Source organism: Capnocytophaga sp. oral taxon 380 str. F0488 (assembly GCF_000318255.2).
In the GTDB taxonomy this organism is placed as follows: Bacteria; Bacteroidota; Bacteroidia; order Flavobacteriales; family Flavobacteriaceae; genus Capnocytophaga; species Capnocytophaga ochracea.
Window position 1 is genome coordinate 1 of sequence record NZ_KB291218.1, and the last position, 18,129, is coordinate 18,129.

13 protein-coding genes are annotated in these 18,129 nt (G+C 43.7%); all 13 read left to right on the plus strand.

Annotated elements, in window-relative coordinates; translation table 11 throughout:
* Positions 1–178 precede the first annotated feature (178 nt).
* The 13 genes from HMPREF9078_RS08520 to galE all read left to right on the plus strand — a co-directional run bounded on the left by HMPREF9078_RS08520 (position 179) and on the right by galE (position 17,940).
* A complete protein-coding gene (locus HMPREF9078_RS08520) occupies positions 179–598 on the plus strand; it encodes a SufE family protein (RefSeq protein WP_009420298.1) in 420 nt (139 codons plus the stop codon).
* Between the two features lie 112 nt (positions 599–710).
* Positions 711–1,034 carry an iron-sulfur cluster assembly protein gene (locus HMPREF9078_RS08525; protein ID WP_002674499.1) on the plus strand — a complete coding sequence of 108 codons (324 nt, stop codon included), beginning with the start codon at positions 711–713 and terminating at the stop codon, positions 1,032–1,034.
* 20 nt (positions 1,035–1,054) lie between these two features.
* Positions 1,055–1,957 carry a DUF3078 domain-containing protein gene (locus tag HMPREF9078_RS08530; protein ID WP_009420299.1) on the plus strand — a complete coding sequence of 301 codons (903 nt, stop codon included), beginning with the start codon at positions 1,055–1,057 and terminating at the stop codon, positions 1,955–1,957.
* Positions 1,958–2,162: 205 nt separating this feature from the next.
* Entirely contained in the window at positions 2,163–2,723 is a 561-nt protein-coding gene (locus HMPREF9078_RS08535) for a Crp/Fnr family transcriptional regulator (protein ID WP_009420300.1), read from the plus strand.
* A gap of 75 nt (positions 2,724–2,798) precedes the next feature.
* Complete coding sequence (locus HMPREF9078_RS08540) at positions 2,799–3,473, plus strand: L-2-amino-thiazoline-4-carboxylic acid hydrolase (protein ID WP_009420301.1); 675 nt, start codon at positions 2,799–2,801, stop codon at positions 3,471–3,473.
* Complete coding sequence (locus HMPREF9078_RS08545) at positions 3,470–3,997, plus strand: Crp/Fnr family transcriptional regulator (RefSeq protein WP_009420302.1); 528 nt, start codon at positions 3,470–3,472, stop codon at positions 3,995–3,997. Before HMPREF9078_RS08540 ends, HMPREF9078_RS08545 begins: the two co-directional genes overlap by 4 nt.
* Positions 3,998–4,488: 491 nt before the next feature.
* Positions 4,489–7,527, plus strand: a complete 3,039-nt coding sequence (locus tag HMPREF9078_RS08550; protein WP_009420304.1) for a TonB-dependent receptor — start codon at positions 4,489–4,491, stop codon at positions 7,525–7,527.
* A 144-nt stretch (positions 7,528–7,671) separates the two neighbouring features.
* A complete protein-coding gene (locus HMPREF9078_RS08555; RefSeq protein ID WP_034543368.1) occupies positions 7,672–9,156 on the plus strand; it encodes a RagB/SusD family nutrient uptake outer membrane protein in 1,485 nt (494 codons plus the stop codon).
* A 159-nt stretch (positions 9,157–9,315) separates the two neighbouring features.
* Positions 9,316–10,752 carry a SusF/SusE family outer membrane protein gene (locus tag HMPREF9078_RS08560; RefSeq protein ID WP_009420306.1) on the plus strand — a complete coding sequence of 479 codons (1,437 nt, stop codon included), beginning with the start codon at positions 9,316–9,318 and terminating at the stop codon, positions 10,750–10,752.
* Positions 10,753–10,857: 105 nt separating this feature from the next.
* Positions 10,858–12,597: a glycoside hydrolase family 66 protein gene (locus tag HMPREF9078_RS08565; RefSeq protein WP_009420307.1), complete on the plus strand. Its 1,740-nt coding sequence runs from the start codon at positions 10,858–10,860 to the stop codon at positions 12,595–12,597.
* A gap of 140 nt (positions 12,598–12,737) precedes the next feature.
* Positions 12,738–14,924: a glycoside hydrolase family 97 protein gene (locus HMPREF9078_RS08570; protein ID WP_009420308.1), complete on the plus strand. Its 2,187-nt coding sequence runs from the start codon at positions 12,738–12,740 to the stop codon at positions 14,922–14,924.
* A 280-nt stretch (positions 14,925–15,204) separates the two neighbouring features.
* Positions 15,205–16,821: a DUF6377 domain-containing protein gene (locus HMPREF9078_RS08575; RefSeq protein WP_009420309.1), complete on the plus strand. Its 1,617-nt coding sequence runs from the start codon at positions 15,205–15,207 to the stop codon at positions 16,819–16,821.
* A 93-nt stretch (positions 16,822–16,914) separates the two neighbouring features.
* Positions 16,915–17,940: a UDP-glucose 4-epimerase GalE gene (gene galE / locus HMPREF9078_RS08580; RefSeq protein ID WP_009420310.1), complete on the plus strand. Its 1,026-nt coding sequence runs from the start codon at positions 16,915–16,917 to the stop codon at positions 17,938–17,940.
* Positions 17,941–18,129 lie beyond the last annotated feature (189 nt).

Sequence of the window (18,129 nt, forward strand, 5' to 3'; positions counted from 1 at the left end):
CCCAGCTGTCGCTGGCTACCTTCAAAGGGGGAATTAGGGACGAAAACATATTCCTTTTAAGGGGAAATGTAGCGACGTGACAAGAGGCTGTATGGAGCGTTAAAAGAGCGTTAAAATATTTGCTATTAGTTGTTAGTTATTATTTGTTTTATATCTTTGCGCCCTAAAAGTAACATAAATGACTATTCAACAGATTCAGAATGAGCTTATTGAAGACTTTTCGCTGTTTGATGATTGGACGCAACGTTACGAATATCTTATAGAATTAGGCAAGTCGTTACCACTTATTGACGAAAAGTATAAGACGGAGGAGTACCTCATTAAAGGCTGTCAGAGTCAGGTGTGGTTACACGCCGAAGAGGAAGATGGTAAGCTTATCTTTACCGCCGATAGCGATGCAATTATCACCAAAGGGATTGTTGCTTTATTAGTGAAAGTGTTCTCTGAACAAACGGCTGAGGATATCCTAAAAGCGGATATGAGTTTTATTGATAAAATAGGACTGAAAGACCATCTATCACCTACTCGTGCGAACGGGTTGGTGAGTATGATAGGGCAAATGAGGGGATATGCTGCTAAGGTGTTAGGGAATAGATAAGAAGGAATACACCTGGCGGTGTAGAAATTAAACAAGTCTATTCAAATCAAACAGATATATCTTTATTAGATTTCTGAGGCGTTAGACTTATCTCTTTAAAAAGAAAAATTAAATGACTGAAGAAAGAAAGATAGAGCAATTGGGCGAGAAAATCGTTGAGGTGCTCAAAACGATATACGACCCTGAAATACCCGTAGATATTTACGAATTGGGGCTTGTTTATGACGTGTTTGTGAACGAAGACTTCGATGTAAAAATATTAATGACTCTCACTTCGCCTAACTGCCCCGTGGCAGAGTCTCTCCCAATGGAGGTGAAGGAAAAGGTACAAAGTATTGACGAAGTGCACGAAACGATTGTAGAACTCACTTTTGACCCACCGTGGAATCAGGATATGATGAGTGAGGTGGCGAAACTTGAATTAGGATTTTTGTAAAAATTATAAATAAATCACTTATGAAAAGACTTTTATTTTCAACTTTACTATTGTCTTCAGTAGCTGTATTTGCTCAGGAAGACCAAACGAATGACGGTGTAGCACAAGACCCTACGGCAGCTCCAACAGAGGAAGCTCCTGCTCCTCGATGGACAAAGGGAGGTAACGCTTCACTGATGTTCTCGCAAGCCGCCTTCAACCACGATTGGACAGGAGGGGGAACTAACAACGTAGCAGCAAGCCTTGCGGTGAGCTATGCTTTTAACTACAAGAAAGACAAATGGGCGTGGGATAACAACGTATTTGTTGATTACGGGATTACTAAACTTGAAGGTGATGACTATTCAAGAAAAACCACTGACCGTTTTGAGGTGAACTCAGTACTCGGTTACCAATTGAACAACCCACAGTGGTACTATTCATTCTTCTTGAACTTCAAAACACAAATGACCGATGGTTACAAATATGAGAGCACAGGTCGTACGCTCATAAACCAAATGCTTTCACCTGGATACTTACAATTTGGTCCTGGTATGTTGTGGAAGAAGAGCGATAACCTAAAAGTGAACTTGGCTCCTGCAACTTCTAAAATCACAACAGCTAAAAGCCGTTGGACAGAAACAGGTCCTTTCTACGGTGTTGAACAAGGAAAGAACATTCGTTATGAACTCGGTTTCTACTTGAACGGTTATGCTAAGTTTTCTGTGATGGACAATGTGTCTTTCGAGAATATCCTTAGCTTGTACAGCAACTATCTCGACAAACCACAAAACGTAGACTTGGATTATACTGCAAACATTGTGATGACTATCAACAAGTACTTATCAGCTAACTTTACTTTCCAAGCTATCTACGACGACGACGCTGCTAAAGCTTTCCAAATTCGTGAAGTATTGGGCTTAGGAGTAAACTACAAGTTTTAGTATGAGGTGCGAGTCGCACACACAGTTGTAGCACGTTAGCAATTAGTAAAAAATAGAGAAGGGACTACCTTAATGGTAGTCCTTTTTTGTTTTGTTATAGGGAGGTTGTGGATTGTTCAGAGGAAGCATTTGTAAGAGCTAAGATTGGTATTTAGAAAAATAGTAGTACCTTTGCCTCACACATTATTGCTGAATTGGAGAAGAATTGGAAAAACTAATTGCATACATACAAAAAACCGTTCCTGAGCTAAAAATACAGGAACAGACGCTTAGAGAGGCTTTTCAAAAAGAGAGCGTTGCTAAAGATACCTTGCTGTTAGACTTCGGACAAGTGTGTGAGCATTATTACTTTGTAAACAAAGGGGCTCTTAGGATATTCTTTTACGATGAAGGAGAGGAATACACGAGCTGGATAGCTTTTGAAGATTACTTTTTTACAGAGCAAAATAGTTATATAAATTGCTTACCTTCTCGTTATGCTATTACAGCTATTGAAGAGACTGAAGTACTGAAAATACATAAACAACAAATGCATTCACTTCTACAAAATAGCTATGAGTGGCAACAGTTCTTCATACAAAATGAGCAACAAACAATATTACGGCTGATGGAAACTATTGAACTCTTTCAAAGACAATCGGCTAAAGAGCGATATGAAGCTTTGTTCAGCTTTCCTGCCTTTATACAAAAAGTGAAACAAAAAGACCTTGCTACAATGCTTGGAATGACTAAATACTCTATCAGTAGGCTAAAATCTTACAAGTAAAGAGAGGAAGTTGCCAAATAGCAACTTTTTTGTGTATTGCTGGACGTAATTTTGCATTTATAAAACAAATGTAAAATGAACCAAGAAGAACAATACAGTTTTAGTCCGCTGGACAGCTATCAGTGGATAAAGAAAGAGGCTTTTGCTTATATAAAAGCCCAACAATGGATAGATGAAGCGTTGTTTGAAGACTTTTTAAACGCTTTTGAAGATTATTTTAAGCACTCATTACAAAAAGTATCTCATCTTATCAAGAATGAGTTGGACGAAGGGAATGTGCAATTTGCGGTTTTAGTAGTAGCTTTGTATGAAGCTTTTGTGAAGATAGGCAAGGAAGATAAAGAGGCTTTCAAATGTGTGTGTCTTGCTATCAATGAGCCGATAGCTCCTTTTATGGAGCAAAACACTGAGGCTTTCTTAACAGCTTCGGAGTACCCTTTTAAGGCGATAGTGGAGATATCGAAAGCACGAGAAGCGTATTATTTTGGCAAGGGGTTTGGCTTTGAACGCCTTATAGATGATGATTACGGTTATGTTTTGCAAATTAAAAAGTGTTTGTTTCACGAAGTACTAAGAGCTCTTGAGCATACTTTTTTGCAGAGAATTATATGCCAAGTAGACTGCGGTTGGATAAAAGGCATTAAAACAGCACTACACAACTTACATTTTGCACGACCCACTACTTTTGCTACGGGCAATACCTGCCAAATGTGGTTTGTAAAAGAAGAAAAAACAGAAGATATACAATGACCCTAAACCTAGATTTCCTCAGTCAGTATTTTACTGAAGTACATTTCGATAAAGATGCTCTCATCACCCGTGCAGGCGACGTGGAACACTCGCTCTATTACCTCAGTGAAGGCATCGTGCGCTTTTTCTACTACAATCCCACAACCGACAAGGAAACGACGGTGGATATCCTCTTTGCTGAGCAGTTTTTTATGTCGTATGCCTCGTTTGTAAAGCGTGAACCTTCCCTCTTCTCTATTCAAGCACTCAAAGAGGTTACTGCCTATAAAATAGGGCGGGAACACCTTGAACACCTCATAGAGCAGCAAGAGTACCTACAAATAAAAGTTGATATCTTGGAACATCTGCTCATTGAAAAGATGCAACGAGAGGCGCAGTTCTTATTGCAATCACCCGAAGAGATTTACTGCAATCTATTGGAGAAAGACCCTAAACTTATCCAAAATATTCCGCTGAAATATATAGCTTCTTATATTGGCATTACCCCCCAAGCACTGAGCAGGATTAGAAAAAGAATATTTTAATGGTTGATTATCGTTATTTTATTTTAGTAAAGTATAGCGTTACTAAGCTATTTTGGCTTTGTGTGCTGTAGGTGAACTTGGTGTTATTATCTGAAAAGACAAACGACAAGTCTACTTAGTTTTGAGGATTGGTAACGTTATAATATTTGCCACCCTCTTTTGCCTAGTAAAATGAATAAAGTTGTGGCAAGGAGCGCCGAAAAAATAAGTTTTTTCATAGAATTGTTATTTTAATGTGCCACACACACATAACAAATTATCCTTTGTCAAATGTTCTTTGTTAATTACTTTTACATTCTTTCTATATTTTTCGTTACCACTTTCTTTTTATTTTGTTGTTTATCAAACAGCTACATTTTTACTTATCTATATTTTCACTATCCAATGTTTTTAGTATATCTTTAACGTTTTATCTTTGCGCCAGAATCAGGTATTAGGGGATAGGTGTCAGGTGTCAGGCACAAACTCTTACCTCTTAACTTTTAACTAAAATGAAAGGAAAACAAAGAACTTTATTAAACAGTATTGGCAAGCTCGCCTTGCTACTACTTTTTAGCTTGCTTTCTACCGCCCTTTCTGCCCAAAACAAAAAGATTAGCGGAAAGGTAATCGATGAAAAACACCAGCCCGTACTGGGGGCATCGGTGGTGGTGAAAGGCACTACTAAGGGTACTACTACCGATTTCGATGGGAATTTCACGATAGAAGTACCTGCTAAAGCCACGATATCGGTTTCGTTTATAGGGTATCACACCCAAAATGTAGCGGTAGGCAACCAAAACCAACTCACTATCGTGCTCAAAGAAGAACAAGAGCAGTTAGACGAAGTGGTGGTGGTAGGTTATGGTACCGTCCGCAAGAAAGACCTTACGGGAGCGGTTACTTCGGTGTCCAACAAAGCCCTCAAAGAGAAACCTATTGCCAACGCTGGAGAAGCCCTCCAAGGGCGTGCTGCTGGGGTGCAAGTAACCTCGGCGGGAAAACCTGGTGACAACGTATCATTTCGCATTCGCGGTATTAGCACGATTAACAATAGCGAACCGCTACTGGTTATCGATGGTGTACCTACCGACCTCGGTATCAACGCGCTCAACGTAGATGATATAGAAAATATCGATGTGCTAAAAGATGCTTCGGCAACAGCGATTTACGGTTCTCGTGGTGCCAATGGGGTGGTGCTTATCACTACCAAAAAAGGAAAAAATGGCGACGGCAAACTGTCGTTCAGCACCAATGTAGCCCTTCAACAAGCTACCAACTTACCCGTGATGCTCAACGCCCGCGAGTTTGCTTCTTTTCACAACGAAATGATTGCCAACTACAACCGCACCCCTGGGGTAAGTCCGCTTACACAACGCCCTGATTTCGCCAATCCTGAGGACTGGGGGGAAGGCACCAACTGGCTCAAAGCGCTTTTCCGCCCTGCTTTTATGCGTAACTATTCGCTTTCATACTCAGGCGGTAACGACAAGAGCAATTACTACGTATCAGCTGGGGTGTTTGACCAAGATGGGATTATCCTCAACACTTCTTACCGCCGTTATACAGTGCAGTTCAACGGTGAGTCGCGCGTAAAACCGTGGATTAAGTTTGGCAACAACCTCACCCTCAGCCACGACGAAAAGAAATCTGGCGACTACAATATCCGTATGGCGATGGCTTCTTTGCCTACACAACCTATTTACAATGAAGACGGAAGTTATTCAGGTCCTGATTCGCCTGCCCATCAGTACAGCGATATCCGCAACGTGATAGGTACTGCCCTTATCAACGGACAAAACACTACCAAAGGCTATAACATTTTGGGCAATATCTTTGCCGAAATTACTCCTGTAAAACACTTGGTACTCAAAACTACTGGAGGGCTCGATTTTAAATATTGGGACAATCGTAGTTTCTCCCCTAAATACAACTGGAAACCAATACCTAATCCGCTTTCTAACCTCTACCAAGATGCTAACAAGAGTACTACCCTCCTCTGGGATAACACACTCACTTATACCAATACTTTTGCCCAAAAACACTTCCTCAATGTGATGGTGGGCACCAGTGCGCAAAACAACGTGTATAGCAAAATCAATGCGAGTGTGAGCAACTTCTTGAGCGACCAGCAAAACCAACTCAGCAAAGGCTTGGAAAACCCTACGGTAGGCGGTACAATGAACGATTGGGCTATCCTCTCCTTCATCGGGCGACTCAACTATACCTATGCCGATAAGTACTTGCTCACTGCTACGGTGCGTCGCGATGGTTCTTCGCGTTTCTCCAAAGAAAACCGCTGGGGTACTTTCCCTTCTTTCTCTTTGGCGTGGCGTGCATCAAATGAGTCTTTCTTCCCTAAAAACGACTATGTAAACGATGTGAAATTGCGTGTGGGTTACGGTATGACTGGTAACCAAGGCGGTATCGATAACTATGCTTATTTTACCAAATTGCGCACAGGGCAATATGTGTTCAACAATAACCTTGTTTCTACCCTCTATCCTCACGTGATGCCTAACCCTAATGTAAAATGGGAAACGGTAGAGCAATTCAACGGGGGTATTGACCTCGCGCTACTCAAAAACCGCTTAAACCTCACTTTCGATGCCTATATCAAAAACACCAGCGATATGTTGGTACCTATGGCAGTATCAGTAAGTTCTGGTTATTCGGATATCAATGTGCCGAGTATCAATGCTGGTAAAGTAGAAAACAAAGGGGTAGAACTCACGGTGTCATCAGTGAATGTGAATAAAAAGGACTTCCAATGGAATACTGATGTAAACGTATCGTTCAACCGCAACAAAATTGTGAAGATGAACGACGGTGTGCCTTTGTTCACTGGTTTTGAAGCGTTTCTCACCAAATTGCAAATCCTCTCCGAGGGTCACCCTGTAAACGCTTTCTATGGCTATGTAATGAACGGACTTTTCCAAAACCAAAGCGAGGTAGACAACTATGCTACTCAAGTAGAAAACGGTACCGCCCCTGGCGATGTGAAGTTCCGCGACCTCAACAACGACGGGGTCATCAATGCCGAAGACCGTACTTATATCGGTAATCCATTCCCTGAATGGACGTTCTCTATGAACAACAACTTCAACTACAAAAACATCGATTTACAAATATTTTTACAAGGCGTAGCAGGCAACGATATCTACAATGCCAATCGTATATGGCAAGAGGGTATGTCGGTGCCACAAAACCAAATTGCCAAAGTAAAAGATCGTTGGACTGGCGAGGGTACTAGCAATAGCATTCCGCGTGCTATCTATGGCGACCCTAACCAAAATGCGCGTCACTCTACCCGCTTTGTAGAAGATGGTTCGTATTTACGCATCAAAAACGTAACCTTGGGGTATACACTCCCTAAAGAGGTTACTCAAAAATTCCATACCAATATGTTGCGCATATATCTGTCTTGCCAAAATCTCTATACTTTCACCAAATACAGCGGTATGGATCCCGAAGTAGGCACTGGTGGCGTTGATAGCGGTACTTATCCTGTAACCCGCACAGTTAGTTTCGGATTAAATGTGCAGTTTTAGGTATCAGGTGTCAGGTGTCAGGCATCAGGCATCAGGTAATAAAATATAACACAATTATAAACAAAAAAAAATTACCCCTATGCAGCCTTTGTGGCTTGCCCCCCTCTCCTTGGGAGAGGGGGAACGGGGGAGAGGATCAATACTATGAAAAAGATATTATACATCACCCTATTAGCATTTCCGCTCTTCACGGCTTGTTCTAAGTTTTTGGACAAGACCCCTTATGAAGATTCAAGTGCTGAAAACATAAGCGATGCGGCATCGGCAATTGCCCTTACCAATTCGGCTTATAAACCCTTGCAACGCTCTAACCTCTACAATATGCGCCTCTGGACGCTTGATATCGTAGCAGGTAACAGCATCGTAGGCGCTGGAGGAGGTACTGATGGACTTGAAACCATCACTCTTTCCAACTTCAACGCGACTGCCGATAACCCTTTGGCACTCGAAATATGGCGCGGTTGTAACCCTGGTATTCTCTATTGCAATACGGCTCTAAAAGCTTTGCCTTCTGCCAATATCCCTGAGGATATCAAAAACCGCTGTATCGGTGAAGCCAAATTCCTCCGCGCTCACTACTATTTCCTTTTGGTGCAACTCTTTGGCGATGTGCCTCTTCAGCTCGACCCTAAAGAGAGTTTGACTAACAAAACGCCTTTCCGCCAAAGCAAAATGAAGATATACAACGAGGTGATTATCCCCGACCTCAGAGAGGCTTTCAACCTATTGCCCACACGCGAGCAATATAGCAATGCCGATAAAGGTCGCGCAACCAAAGGCGCTGCTGCGGGTATGCTCGCCAAAGTATACCTCACCTTGGGCAGATATAGTGAAGCCCTTGAGATGTGCAATGCTGTCGAAAACCTCGGTTATACCCTCAATCCTGATTATTCCGATTGCTTTGGCGCTGCCGAACGCAACAAAAACACTGCCGAGTCTATCTTTGAAATTCAGTATTATGGACTTACCAAAGACGATTTCTGGGGCGAAGAAAACCAAGCCTCTTGGCTCAGTACTTTTATGGGACCTCGCAACAGTGGTTGGGTAGGTGGTGCTTATGGGTGGAATCAGCCTACACAAGAGTTTGTAGACCAATATGAGGCTGGCGACCTCCGCAAGGATAAAACCATTCTCTATGAGGGTTGTCCTAATTTTGAGGGGAATGCGTACCGCGCTTCAATGTCTAACACGGGTTACAATGTGCGCAAGTTTTTAGTGCCGCTAAGTCAGTCTCCCGATTTCAATACCAACCCTGCCAACTTTGTAGCGCTCCGCTTTGCTGATGTACTCCTAATGAAAGCTGAAGCCCTCAACGAATTGGGTCGCACTACCGAAGCCGAAGTGCCTTTGTACAAAGTGCGCACCCGTGCTGGGCTTACCCATCGCGCTGATATAGAGAACCTCACTCAAGCGCAAATGCGTGAGAAAATACGCCACGAACGCCGTATAGAACTCGCTTTTGAAGGACATCGCTGGTTTGATATGATTCGCTGGGACAACGGTCAGTATGCACTTAATTTCTTGCACTCCATAGGCAAAACCAACGCCCGCGAGAAACACCTGCTCTTGCCCGTCCCTCAAAAAGACCGCGACGCCAACCCCAACCTCACCCAAAACCCAGGTTGGTAATAATAATGACGAGTGACGAATTACGAATTACGAGTGACGAATTACAACAACTCTTATCTCTTAACTTTTAACTAATATTCACCCTTGTCGCTTTTGCGGTTTCCCTCCCCCTCGCCTTCGGAAAGGGGGAGAACGGAGGGGGTGAGGCCATAAACTAATATGAAACCATACTATCTAATATTAACCCTCTTACTGCTCCTTACGGGCTGTAAAAAAGAGGACTATATGGAGCTCTTCAAAGAGGGAAAACCCTTTGAATTGAAAGCTCCTAAAGAAAATGTAGCCTTAGACGCTGCCAACCCCGAACAAGAAGCGATCAAGTTCTCTTGGACGGCGGCTTCCAATCACGGCACCAATGCCGCTATCACCTATACTTTCCAAATGGATGTGCAAGGCAACAACTTTGCGGGAGGTATCAGCGAGAATGTAGGTCGTGAAGCCTATGAGAGAGTGTATAAAAACGAGGAACTCAACAACCTCTTGCTCAACACTTTCAAAGTTGCGGAAGACACCGAAGTTACGATGGAAGTACGCATCATTGCCCAAGTAGCCTCTGGTGAGGGAATGAAACAACATACCAATGTGAAGACGGTGGTTTTCAAAACGCATACCCCTATCAGCAATACGTTGTATATCATCGGTAGTGCTGCCCCTCACGGTTGGAGTGCCGATCAAGCCGAAGAGATGAAACCCGTTGAGGGTACTCCTAAAGCCTTTGCGTGGTCAGGACGATTGTCTGCTGGCGAAATCAAGTTTATCACTACCAAAGGTCAGTTTATACCATCGTATGGCAAAGGCAGCAATAATAGCGAGTTGCACTTCCGCAAAACCGATGCCGATACGAGTGATGAGAAATTTACAATTGCCGAAAGTGGTGTCTATACCGTGAAAGTGAACCTCATCAATCTCACCATAAGCATCACCAAAGGCGAAGCGCCTGAATATACTGAGTTGTGGTTCGTAGGTGAACCCACCGGTTGGAGCTTCAAGAAAATGACCGTAGACCCTACCGACCCCTTTGTGTTCCACTACAATGCCGATTTAGGCAATGGGGGTGAGTTCAAAATAGGTACTAAAGAAGGCGATTGGTTAGCAGTATTCTTCCGTCCGAAAGAAAATAATACGGCTGAAGGTAGCGACCTCCCCGTGAAGAAATGGGCTGGAGACCCCGATAACAAATGGAAAATTGCAGCAGGCACTTACAAGATTACCCTCAACACCCGTACGATGAAGATTGACATTGTGCCTTTCACTCCTTATGCAGGAATGTATATGATTGGTAGTGCTACCGATGCGGGTTGGGATATCAACAATCCTATTGCTATGACTGTCGATAGTGGCAATCCTAATGTCTTTACGTGGGAAGGCGACTTGAAAGCGGGCGAACTCAAATTCTCTTGCGACAAGAAAAGCGATTGGGGTGGCGATTGGTTCTTGGCTGCTAAAGCTGATAAAGCCCCAGCAGGTGTGGAAGAACCGATGATTTTCAGCGCCCACGGCTCTAACCCTGATAACAAGTGGAAAATCAGCGAGGCAGGCACCTACAAAATCACCCTCAACCAACTTACCCAAAAGGTGATTATTAAAAAACAGTAATCCTTTATACGTGTTAAACAACCCTCCTTTCCGTTCGCATCTGCGGATTGCCCCTCTCTCCTTGGGAGAGAGGGAACGGGAGAGAGGCATAATTATTAATTGAAAATGAAAGTTTTATATACTTTATTCTTCGCCACTACGCTCAGCCTCTTCTCTTGCGAGAAGAACGATACGCCCAGCAATAACCCTATTACTTATGGCGAAACTTATTTGAAAATAGATATCAGCACCGATAAGGCGGTCTATACCCCTGGTAGCACGGTGCACTTCACCTTGGCGAGTATGCCTTCTGGTTCCTACAAAGTGCGCTACTCTCACTTAGGCGAAATCATTAAAGAAGAACCTCTTACCTCCACCTCTTGGCAATGGGTAACCCCTGCCGATGACTATCGAGGTTTTTTGGTGGAAATCTACCAAGAAGCAGGCGGTAAACAAAATACTTATGGCAGTATCGCTGTGGATGTCTCTTCCGATTGGACAAAATTCCCTCGCTACGGCTTCTTGTCCTCTTACGGCAAAAACGAGCCTATCGAGAAAAATATCGACTTTATGAATCGCTGTCATATCAATGGCATCCAGTTCTACGACTGGATGTACGACCATCACAAACCGCTGGCTGGCACCCCTCAAAACCCTGCTAATGAGTGGCCAGACCTCTTCAAACGCCCCACTTTTCTTTCTACTGTACGTGGCTATATCAGTGCTGCTCATAGCAAGGGTATGAAAGCGATGTTCTACAATTTAGCTTTTGGGGCGCTCAAAAATGCGGAAGCCGATGGTGTGTCTAAAGAGTGGTTTCTCTACAAAGACAACCAGCACAAAGAGAAAGATGCGCACGTGTTAGGCGACTTTGCCCGCAGTAGTATCTACCTCACCAACCCTGGTAATGCGCACTGGCAAAACTACTTAGCAGGACGCAACAGCGATGTTTATGCCGTTTTTGGTTTCGATGGCTATCATATCGACCAACTCGGGGGACGTGGCACGGTGTACGATTACAATGGCAATAGCGTAGATCTCTTGCCTCAATACGCTTCGTTTATCAATGCGATGAAAAGCGCACAACCCGATAAACGCCTTGTGATGAACGCGGTAGGGCAATACGGTCAAACCGAAATTGCAGGTACCAATAAAGTGGATTTTCTTTATACCGAAGTATGGGACGAAAAAACCTACGACCAATTGGCAAAAATTATCCTCGACAACTACAATCGTAGCAATAACCAACTTAAAACGGTGTTGGCTGCCTATATGGATTACGAAAAATCTAAGAATGCAGGTTTTGTAAACGAACCTGGCGTATTGCTCGCCAATGCCGTGATTTTTGCCTTCGGAGGAGCTCATTTAGAGATAGGTGAACACTACCTCGCCAATGAGTATTTCCCTAACAAAAACCTTCAAATGAAAGCCGACCTCAAAAAAGCGCTCATCACCTACTACGATTTCTTGGTAGCTTACCAAAACCTCTTGCGCGACGGCGGTAGCTATACCTCAGCTCAAGTAACTGCGGAAAATGCAACCATAGCGGCTTGGCCTGCAGCGAAGGATAAAGTGGCGGCTCTCACCAAAACCGTGAACGGCAAGGATATAGTGCACCTCATCAATTTCAACGGAGTAACTTCTATGGACTGGCGTGATACCAACGGTACTCAAAAGAAACCTACTACAGTAACTGACCTTAAAACTACTGTTGCTGTAACTGCACAACCCAAAAAAGTGTGGTTCGCTAGTCCCGACCTCTTTGGCGGTGCTCCCCGTGTGGTAGAATTTACCTATAACAACAACCAAATCACCTTCACCCTCCCCTCCCTTAGCTATTGGGATATGGTGGTGATAGAGTATTAATCCCCTCCCCAGCCCCTCCCCCAAGGGGAGAGGCTTGTAGGACAGCATTTTAACTAATAAAATAAATTTTAATAAAAACCCCTTTCTACATCTTGCCCCCCTCTCTTTCGGAGAGGGGGAACGGGGGTGAGGATTTTAATATGAGATTTCTTACTTTCATAACAATAACTATCCTCTCCTGTGCTACTGTTGTAGCGCAGGAGTTATTTTCGCCTAACAAAGCACTGAAACTCTCTTTTTCGCTCAACGCGGAAGGCACTCCTGTCTATTCGCTTTTTTACAAGGGAAAAGAAGTGGTTAAACCGAGTAGATTAGGTATTGAACTATTTAGCTCCAATGAAGTGAAATTTGGCGCTGAAATCACCAAAAAAGAAGGGGCAAACACCTCTCTCTACCATAACTTTGAAGTGGTGAATACCCAAAATACGACCGTTGATGAAACTTGGCAACCCGTATGGGGCGAAAGCCAAAACATTCGCAACCACTACAACGAGCTATTGGTGAGCCTCAAACAGAAGGATACCCACCGAGAGATGAACCTGCGTTTTAGATTGTTTGACGACGGATTGGGCTTCCGCTATGAATTCCCCGAACAAAAGCAAATGCCTTACTTTGTGATTAAAGAAGAACGCACCGAGTTTGCAATGACGGGTGATCACCAAGCGTGGTGGATACCCGGCGATTACGACACCCAAGAGTACGACTATCAGCAGTCACGCCTCTCCGAAATACGCGCTATCAACCAAAAAGGGCGTCAGGCAAATTTAGCACAAACAGGCTTTTCGGATACGGGTGTACAAACCGCTTTAATGCTCAAAACTGACGATGGGCTCTACATCAACCTGCACGAGGCTGCTTTGGTGAACTACGGGGCGATGCACCTCAACCTCAACGACAAGACCTTCGTGTTCCAATCGTGGATTACCCCCGATGCCAATGGTGCCAAAGGTTATATGCAAACTCCTGCCCAAACGCCTTGGCGTACAGTAATTGTAAGCAACGATGCCCGCGATATTTTAGCTTCCAATATCACCCTCAACCTCAACGAACCTTGCGCTTTGGCTGATACTTCGTGGATTCACCCAATGAAGTACGTAGGGGTATGGTGGGAAATGATTACCGGTATGAAAGAATGGTCGTATACTTACGATGTGCCTAGTGTGCATATCGGTAAAACCGATTACACCACCCTCAAACCCCACGGCAAGCACGGGGCTACTACCGAAAATGTGAAGAAATACATCGACTTTGCTGCCGAAAACGGTTTTGATGGCGTACTCGTAGAAGGTTGGAACATAGGGTGGGAAGATTGGTTTGGACATTCCAAAGATTTGGTATTCGACTTCCAAACACCTTACCCCGATTTTGATATCGAAGGCATTCACCAATACGCCAAAAGCAAGGGAATTAAGATGATTATGCACCACGAAACCTCCTCGTCTATCCGCAACTACGAGCGTTTTATGGATAAAGCCTATCAGCTGATGAACAAATACGAATACCCCGCCGTAAAAAGTGGTTATGTAGGGAATATCATTCCGCGAGGCGAAAACCATTACAGTCAGTGGGTGAACAATCACTACCTTTATGCTATTAAAAAAGCCGCCGACTACCGCATTATGGTGAATGCTCACGAGGCTGTGCGCCCTACGGGTTTGTGTCGTACCTATCCTAACCTCATAGGCAACGAGTCGGCGCGTGGAGGTGAATACCAAGCCTTTGGCGGTAGCAAGCCCAATCACGTGTGCGTGTTGCCCTTTACCCGACTTATTGGCGGACCAATGGACTATACCCCTGGGGTGTTTGAAATGGACATCAGCAAGAACAACCCCAACAACCATTCACACTGCAATGCCACTTTGGCAAACCAATTGGCATTGTATGTAACGATGAGCAGTCCGCTGCAAATGGCATCCGACCTGCCTGAGAACTACCGCCGTTTTCCTGATGCGTTTCAGTTTATCAAAGAGGTTGCCCTCGATTGGAGCGAAAGCCACTATTTAGAAGCCGAACCAGGGGCTTACATCACTGTGGCACGCAAAGCCAAAGGCACTCGCAATTGGTTTGTAGGCAATACTGCCGGCAAGGATTTTACTTCCAAGATTCATTTCAGTTTCTTAGAGCCCAAAACTACTTATGTAGCCACTATCTATGCCGATGCCAAAGATGCCAACTATCAAACCAATCCGCAAGCCTATACCATTCAAAAAGTATTGGTGACCAACAAGAGCAAGCTCACCCTGCACTCAGTAGCAGGAGGGGGTTATGCCATTAGTTTGTACCCCCTCACCGATAAGGCACAAGCCAAAGGATTAAAAAAACGATAGCAATTACAGTAATAATAGTGAAATAGAAATCTGTCCGAAAAGTTTTGTTTTGTGAGGGCGATTTGCAAATCGCCCCTACAATGTAACTAAAAGCAATTGATTATCATAATCACCTTTGCCAAAGGTATGACCACACAGGCAAAAACTTTGGCAAAGTATAGCGATGCAAATGTGATTTTGAGACTTTTCGGACAATCTATTTATTTTTTGTAACCACCAAAACAAATTTGCTAATTTGCTAATTTTTCTTACTTTTGCCTCTGAAAATTAATGTTTGAAAATGAAGTACAAAAGCCTTATCATAACCCTCCTACTACTCCCCTACTACGCTTTGGCTCAAATGGGGCAAAATCAAAAGCTCATTCACAACCTCACTGCACTTATCAAACAGAAAGATAACTACACCCAGCAAAAAGAACGCAAAATAAAGGAAGCTATCGACTTGTTACGAGTACCCAAAGCCTCTGCTGAGCAACGCTATGCTATCAATCAACGCCTCTTCGACGAGTTTAAAACTTATATATCCGACTCGGCGGTGTACTACGTGAAAGAGAATATCCGCATCGCTGAAGACCTCCAAAAACCCGACCTCCAAAACGATTCCCGCCTTTCCCTCGCCTCTCTCTACATCATTTTGGGCAACTACTTAGATGCTGCCGACCTGCTCAGGGCTATTGATAAAGAACAACTGCAAAAACCTCAGCTCATTCAGTACTACAACTGCTACCTCAACCTCTACAACAACTACGCTTTCAACAACCCCGATGCCAAAACCTATATCGCTAAAAGCAATGCTTACCGCGACCTCCTCCTCAATTTAGTCGATAAGAAATCTACTCACTATATCCTCCTCTATGCGGGCGTGCTTACCGATGCCAGCAGATATGACGAAGCCGAAAAACTCCTCCTCGACCGCTTTGCCCTAATGCACACCGATGAACACGAAAAAGCCGTATTAGGTTATGTGCTCGGCACGCTCTACAAAAAGAAAAAGAATGTCCCTAAACAAATAGAATACTTTGCTATTTCGGCAAGTTGCGACATCAAAGATGCTATTAAAGAAAACGCCTCAATGCTTGAACTTGCCTCAGCGCTTTTTCAATTAGGCGAAGTAGAGAACGCTTACACTTGTATCAAATCGGCGATGGAAGACGCTACTTTTTGCAACGCTCAACTGCGTTCCGATGAGGTGATGAAGATTTTCCCTATCATCGAAAAAGCCTATCAGGAACGCATTCACAGTCAGAATACCAAATTACGCAACGCCTTGCTGTTAGTAGGGTTGTTTGCCGTTTTCCTCATTATTGCCGTAGTATTGGTTACCCGCCAAATGAAGCGCATTGCCAAAATACGCAAGGAACTCTACTACAAAAACCAAGATTTAGAGCAACTCAACGAACACCTGCGAGAGGTAGTAACCCAACTCAACGAAAGCAACGAAGTAAAAGAAGCCTATATAGGCGAGTTTTTCAACTTGTGCTCGGTGTACATCAGCAAATTAGAGAAATACCAAAAAATGCTTACCAAAAAGGCAAAAGACCGCAATTGGGACGAACTCAACAAAGTACTCCGCTCTACCGAGATGATAGAGCAAGAGCTGAAAGAGTTCTACAAGCTGTTCGACGATATTTTCTTGCATCTATTCCCCCACTTTATCACTGAGTTCAACGCTCTATTAGCCGAAGACGAGCGTTTTGCCCCCAAACCTCACGAAATGACCCCCGAGTTGCGCATCTTTGCCCTTATCCGCTTAGGCATCACCGATAGCTCTAAAATAGCCACTTTCTTACATTATTCCACCAATACCATCTACAACTACCGCACCCGCGTGCGCAATAAAGCTATCGTACCGAGAGAAACTTTTGAAGAAAAAGTAATGAAAATAGGCAAGAAATAACACAAAAAGTAAGCTACTTTATTGCTAATCATTTCTTTTTTTGTACCTTTGTGGCGATAAAATAAAAACAACCAAATACAATTAGTATAAAGAATGAAAAAAATAGTAGTAACTGGCGGGTTGGGCTTTATTGGCTCTCATACCGTTGTAGAATTACAAAACGCAGGCTTTGATGTGGTTATCATTGATAACCTTTCCAACGCCCAAGAAAATGTAAAAGACCACATTGCGAAAATTACAGGTAAAATGCCCGTATTCGAGAAATTCGACCTGCGTAATAAAGCTGATGTACAAGATTTCTTCAAGCGTCATCGCGATGTGCAAGGGGTGATTCACTTTGCTGCCTCTAAAGCGGTAGGTGAGAGCGTGGAGAAACCACTTTTGTATTACGAAAATAACCTTACCAGCCTTGTATACCTCTTGCAAGAACTGAGCAAGTTACCCAAAGCACACTTCATTTTCAGTTCGTCTTGCACCGTGTACGGTCAGGCAGATGAGTTGCCTATCACTGAGAATGCTCCTGTGAAAAAAGCCGAATCACCTTATGGTAATACCAAACAAATCAGTGAGGAGATTATCAGCGATACTTGCAAGGTTACTCCTTCGCTCAATGCGATTGCCTTGCGCTACTTTAATCCTATTGGGGCACACCCTTCGGCTGAAATAGGCGAACTGCCCTTAGGCGTACCTCAAAACTTAGTGCCTTATATCACCCAAACGGCTATAGGTTTGCGCGAGAAACTCTCGGTTTTCGGTGGCGACTACCCTACCCCTGATGGCACTTGCATTCGCGATTATATTCACGTAGTGGATTTGGCGAAAGCTCACGTGATTGCGCTTCAACGTTTGTTAGAAAGCAAGAATACTGAAAACTATGAGGTCTTCAATATAGGAACAGGTAAAGGCAGTACCATTTTGGAAGTAATCCAAAGCTTTGAACGGGTATCGGGCAAGAAATTGAACTACCAAATTGTAGGACGTCGTGCTGGTGATATCACCGCTGCTTATGCTAACACTGATAAGGCTAATAACGTACTCGGTTGGAAAGCCCAAAGCTCTTTGGACGATGCGATGCGTTCGGCTTGGCAATGGGAACAGAAAGTACGAGGTAGGTCGTAGCACGACGGACGGTGCGAGGTCGTAGCACGACAGGCGGGGAAATTAGCAAATTAGCAGATTAGAAAATGGGTAGTGATAAAAATGGTTTTGACAGGTTTAGCTTGTTGGACAAATCGGACAGGTTAGGGGTTTCGGAAGGAAACGGAGATTTTCAAAAGGAGGCTGGGAGAGAATTTGATGAAAAAAGGG

What these genes read in the sequence shown, in the direction of transcription:
- HMPREF9078_RS08540 (WP_009420301.1), top strand. Translation starts at nt 2,799, where the DNA reads ATGAACCAAGAAGAACAATACAGTTTTAGTCCGCTGGACAGCTATCAG.
- HMPREF9078_RS08545 (WP_009420302.1), top strand. Translation starts at nt 3,470, where the DNA reads ATGACCCTAAACCTAGATTTCCTCAGTCAGTATTTTACTGAAGTACAT.
- HMPREF9078_RS08530 (WP_009420299.1), top strand. Translation starts at nt 1,055, where the DNA reads ATGAAAAGACTTTTATTTTCAACTTTACTATTGTCTTCAGTAGCTGTA.
- HMPREF9078_RS08570 (WP_009420308.1), top strand. Translation starts at nt 12,738, where the DNA reads ATGAGATTTCTTACTTTCATAACAATAACTATCCTCTCCTGTGCTACT.
- HMPREF9078_RS08565 (WP_009420307.1), top strand. Translation starts at nt 10,858, where the DNA reads ATGAAAGTTTTATATACTTTATTCTTCGCCACTACGCTCAGCCTCTTC.
- galE (WP_009420310.1), top strand. Translation starts at nt 16,915, where the DNA reads ATGAAAAAAATAGTAGTAACTGGCGGGTTGGGCTTTATTGGCTCTCAT.
- HMPREF9078_RS08550 (WP_009420304.1), top strand. Translation starts at nt 4,489, where the DNA reads ATGAAAGGAAAACAAAGAACTTTATTAAACAGTATTGGCAAGCTCGCC.
- HMPREF9078_RS08555 (WP_034543368.1), top strand. Translation starts at nt 7,672, where the DNA reads ATGAAAAAGATATTATACATCACCCTATTAGCATTTCCGCTCTTCACG.
- HMPREF9078_RS08560 (WP_009420306.1), top strand. Translation starts at nt 9,316, where the DNA reads ATGAAACCATACTATCTAATATTAACCCTCTTACTGCTCCTTACGGGC.
- HMPREF9078_RS08575 (WP_009420309.1), top strand. Translation starts at nt 15,205, where the DNA reads ATGAAGTACAAAAGCCTTATCATAACCCTCCTACTACTCCCCTACTAC.
- HMPREF9078_RS08520 (WP_009420298.1), top strand. Translation starts at nt 179, where the DNA reads ATGACTATTCAACAGATTCAGAATGAGCTTATTGAAGACTTTTCGCTG.
- HMPREF9078_RS08525 (WP_002674499.1), top strand. Translation starts at nt 711, where the DNA reads ATGACTGAAGAAAGAAAGATAGAGCAATTGGGCGAGAAAATCGTTGAG.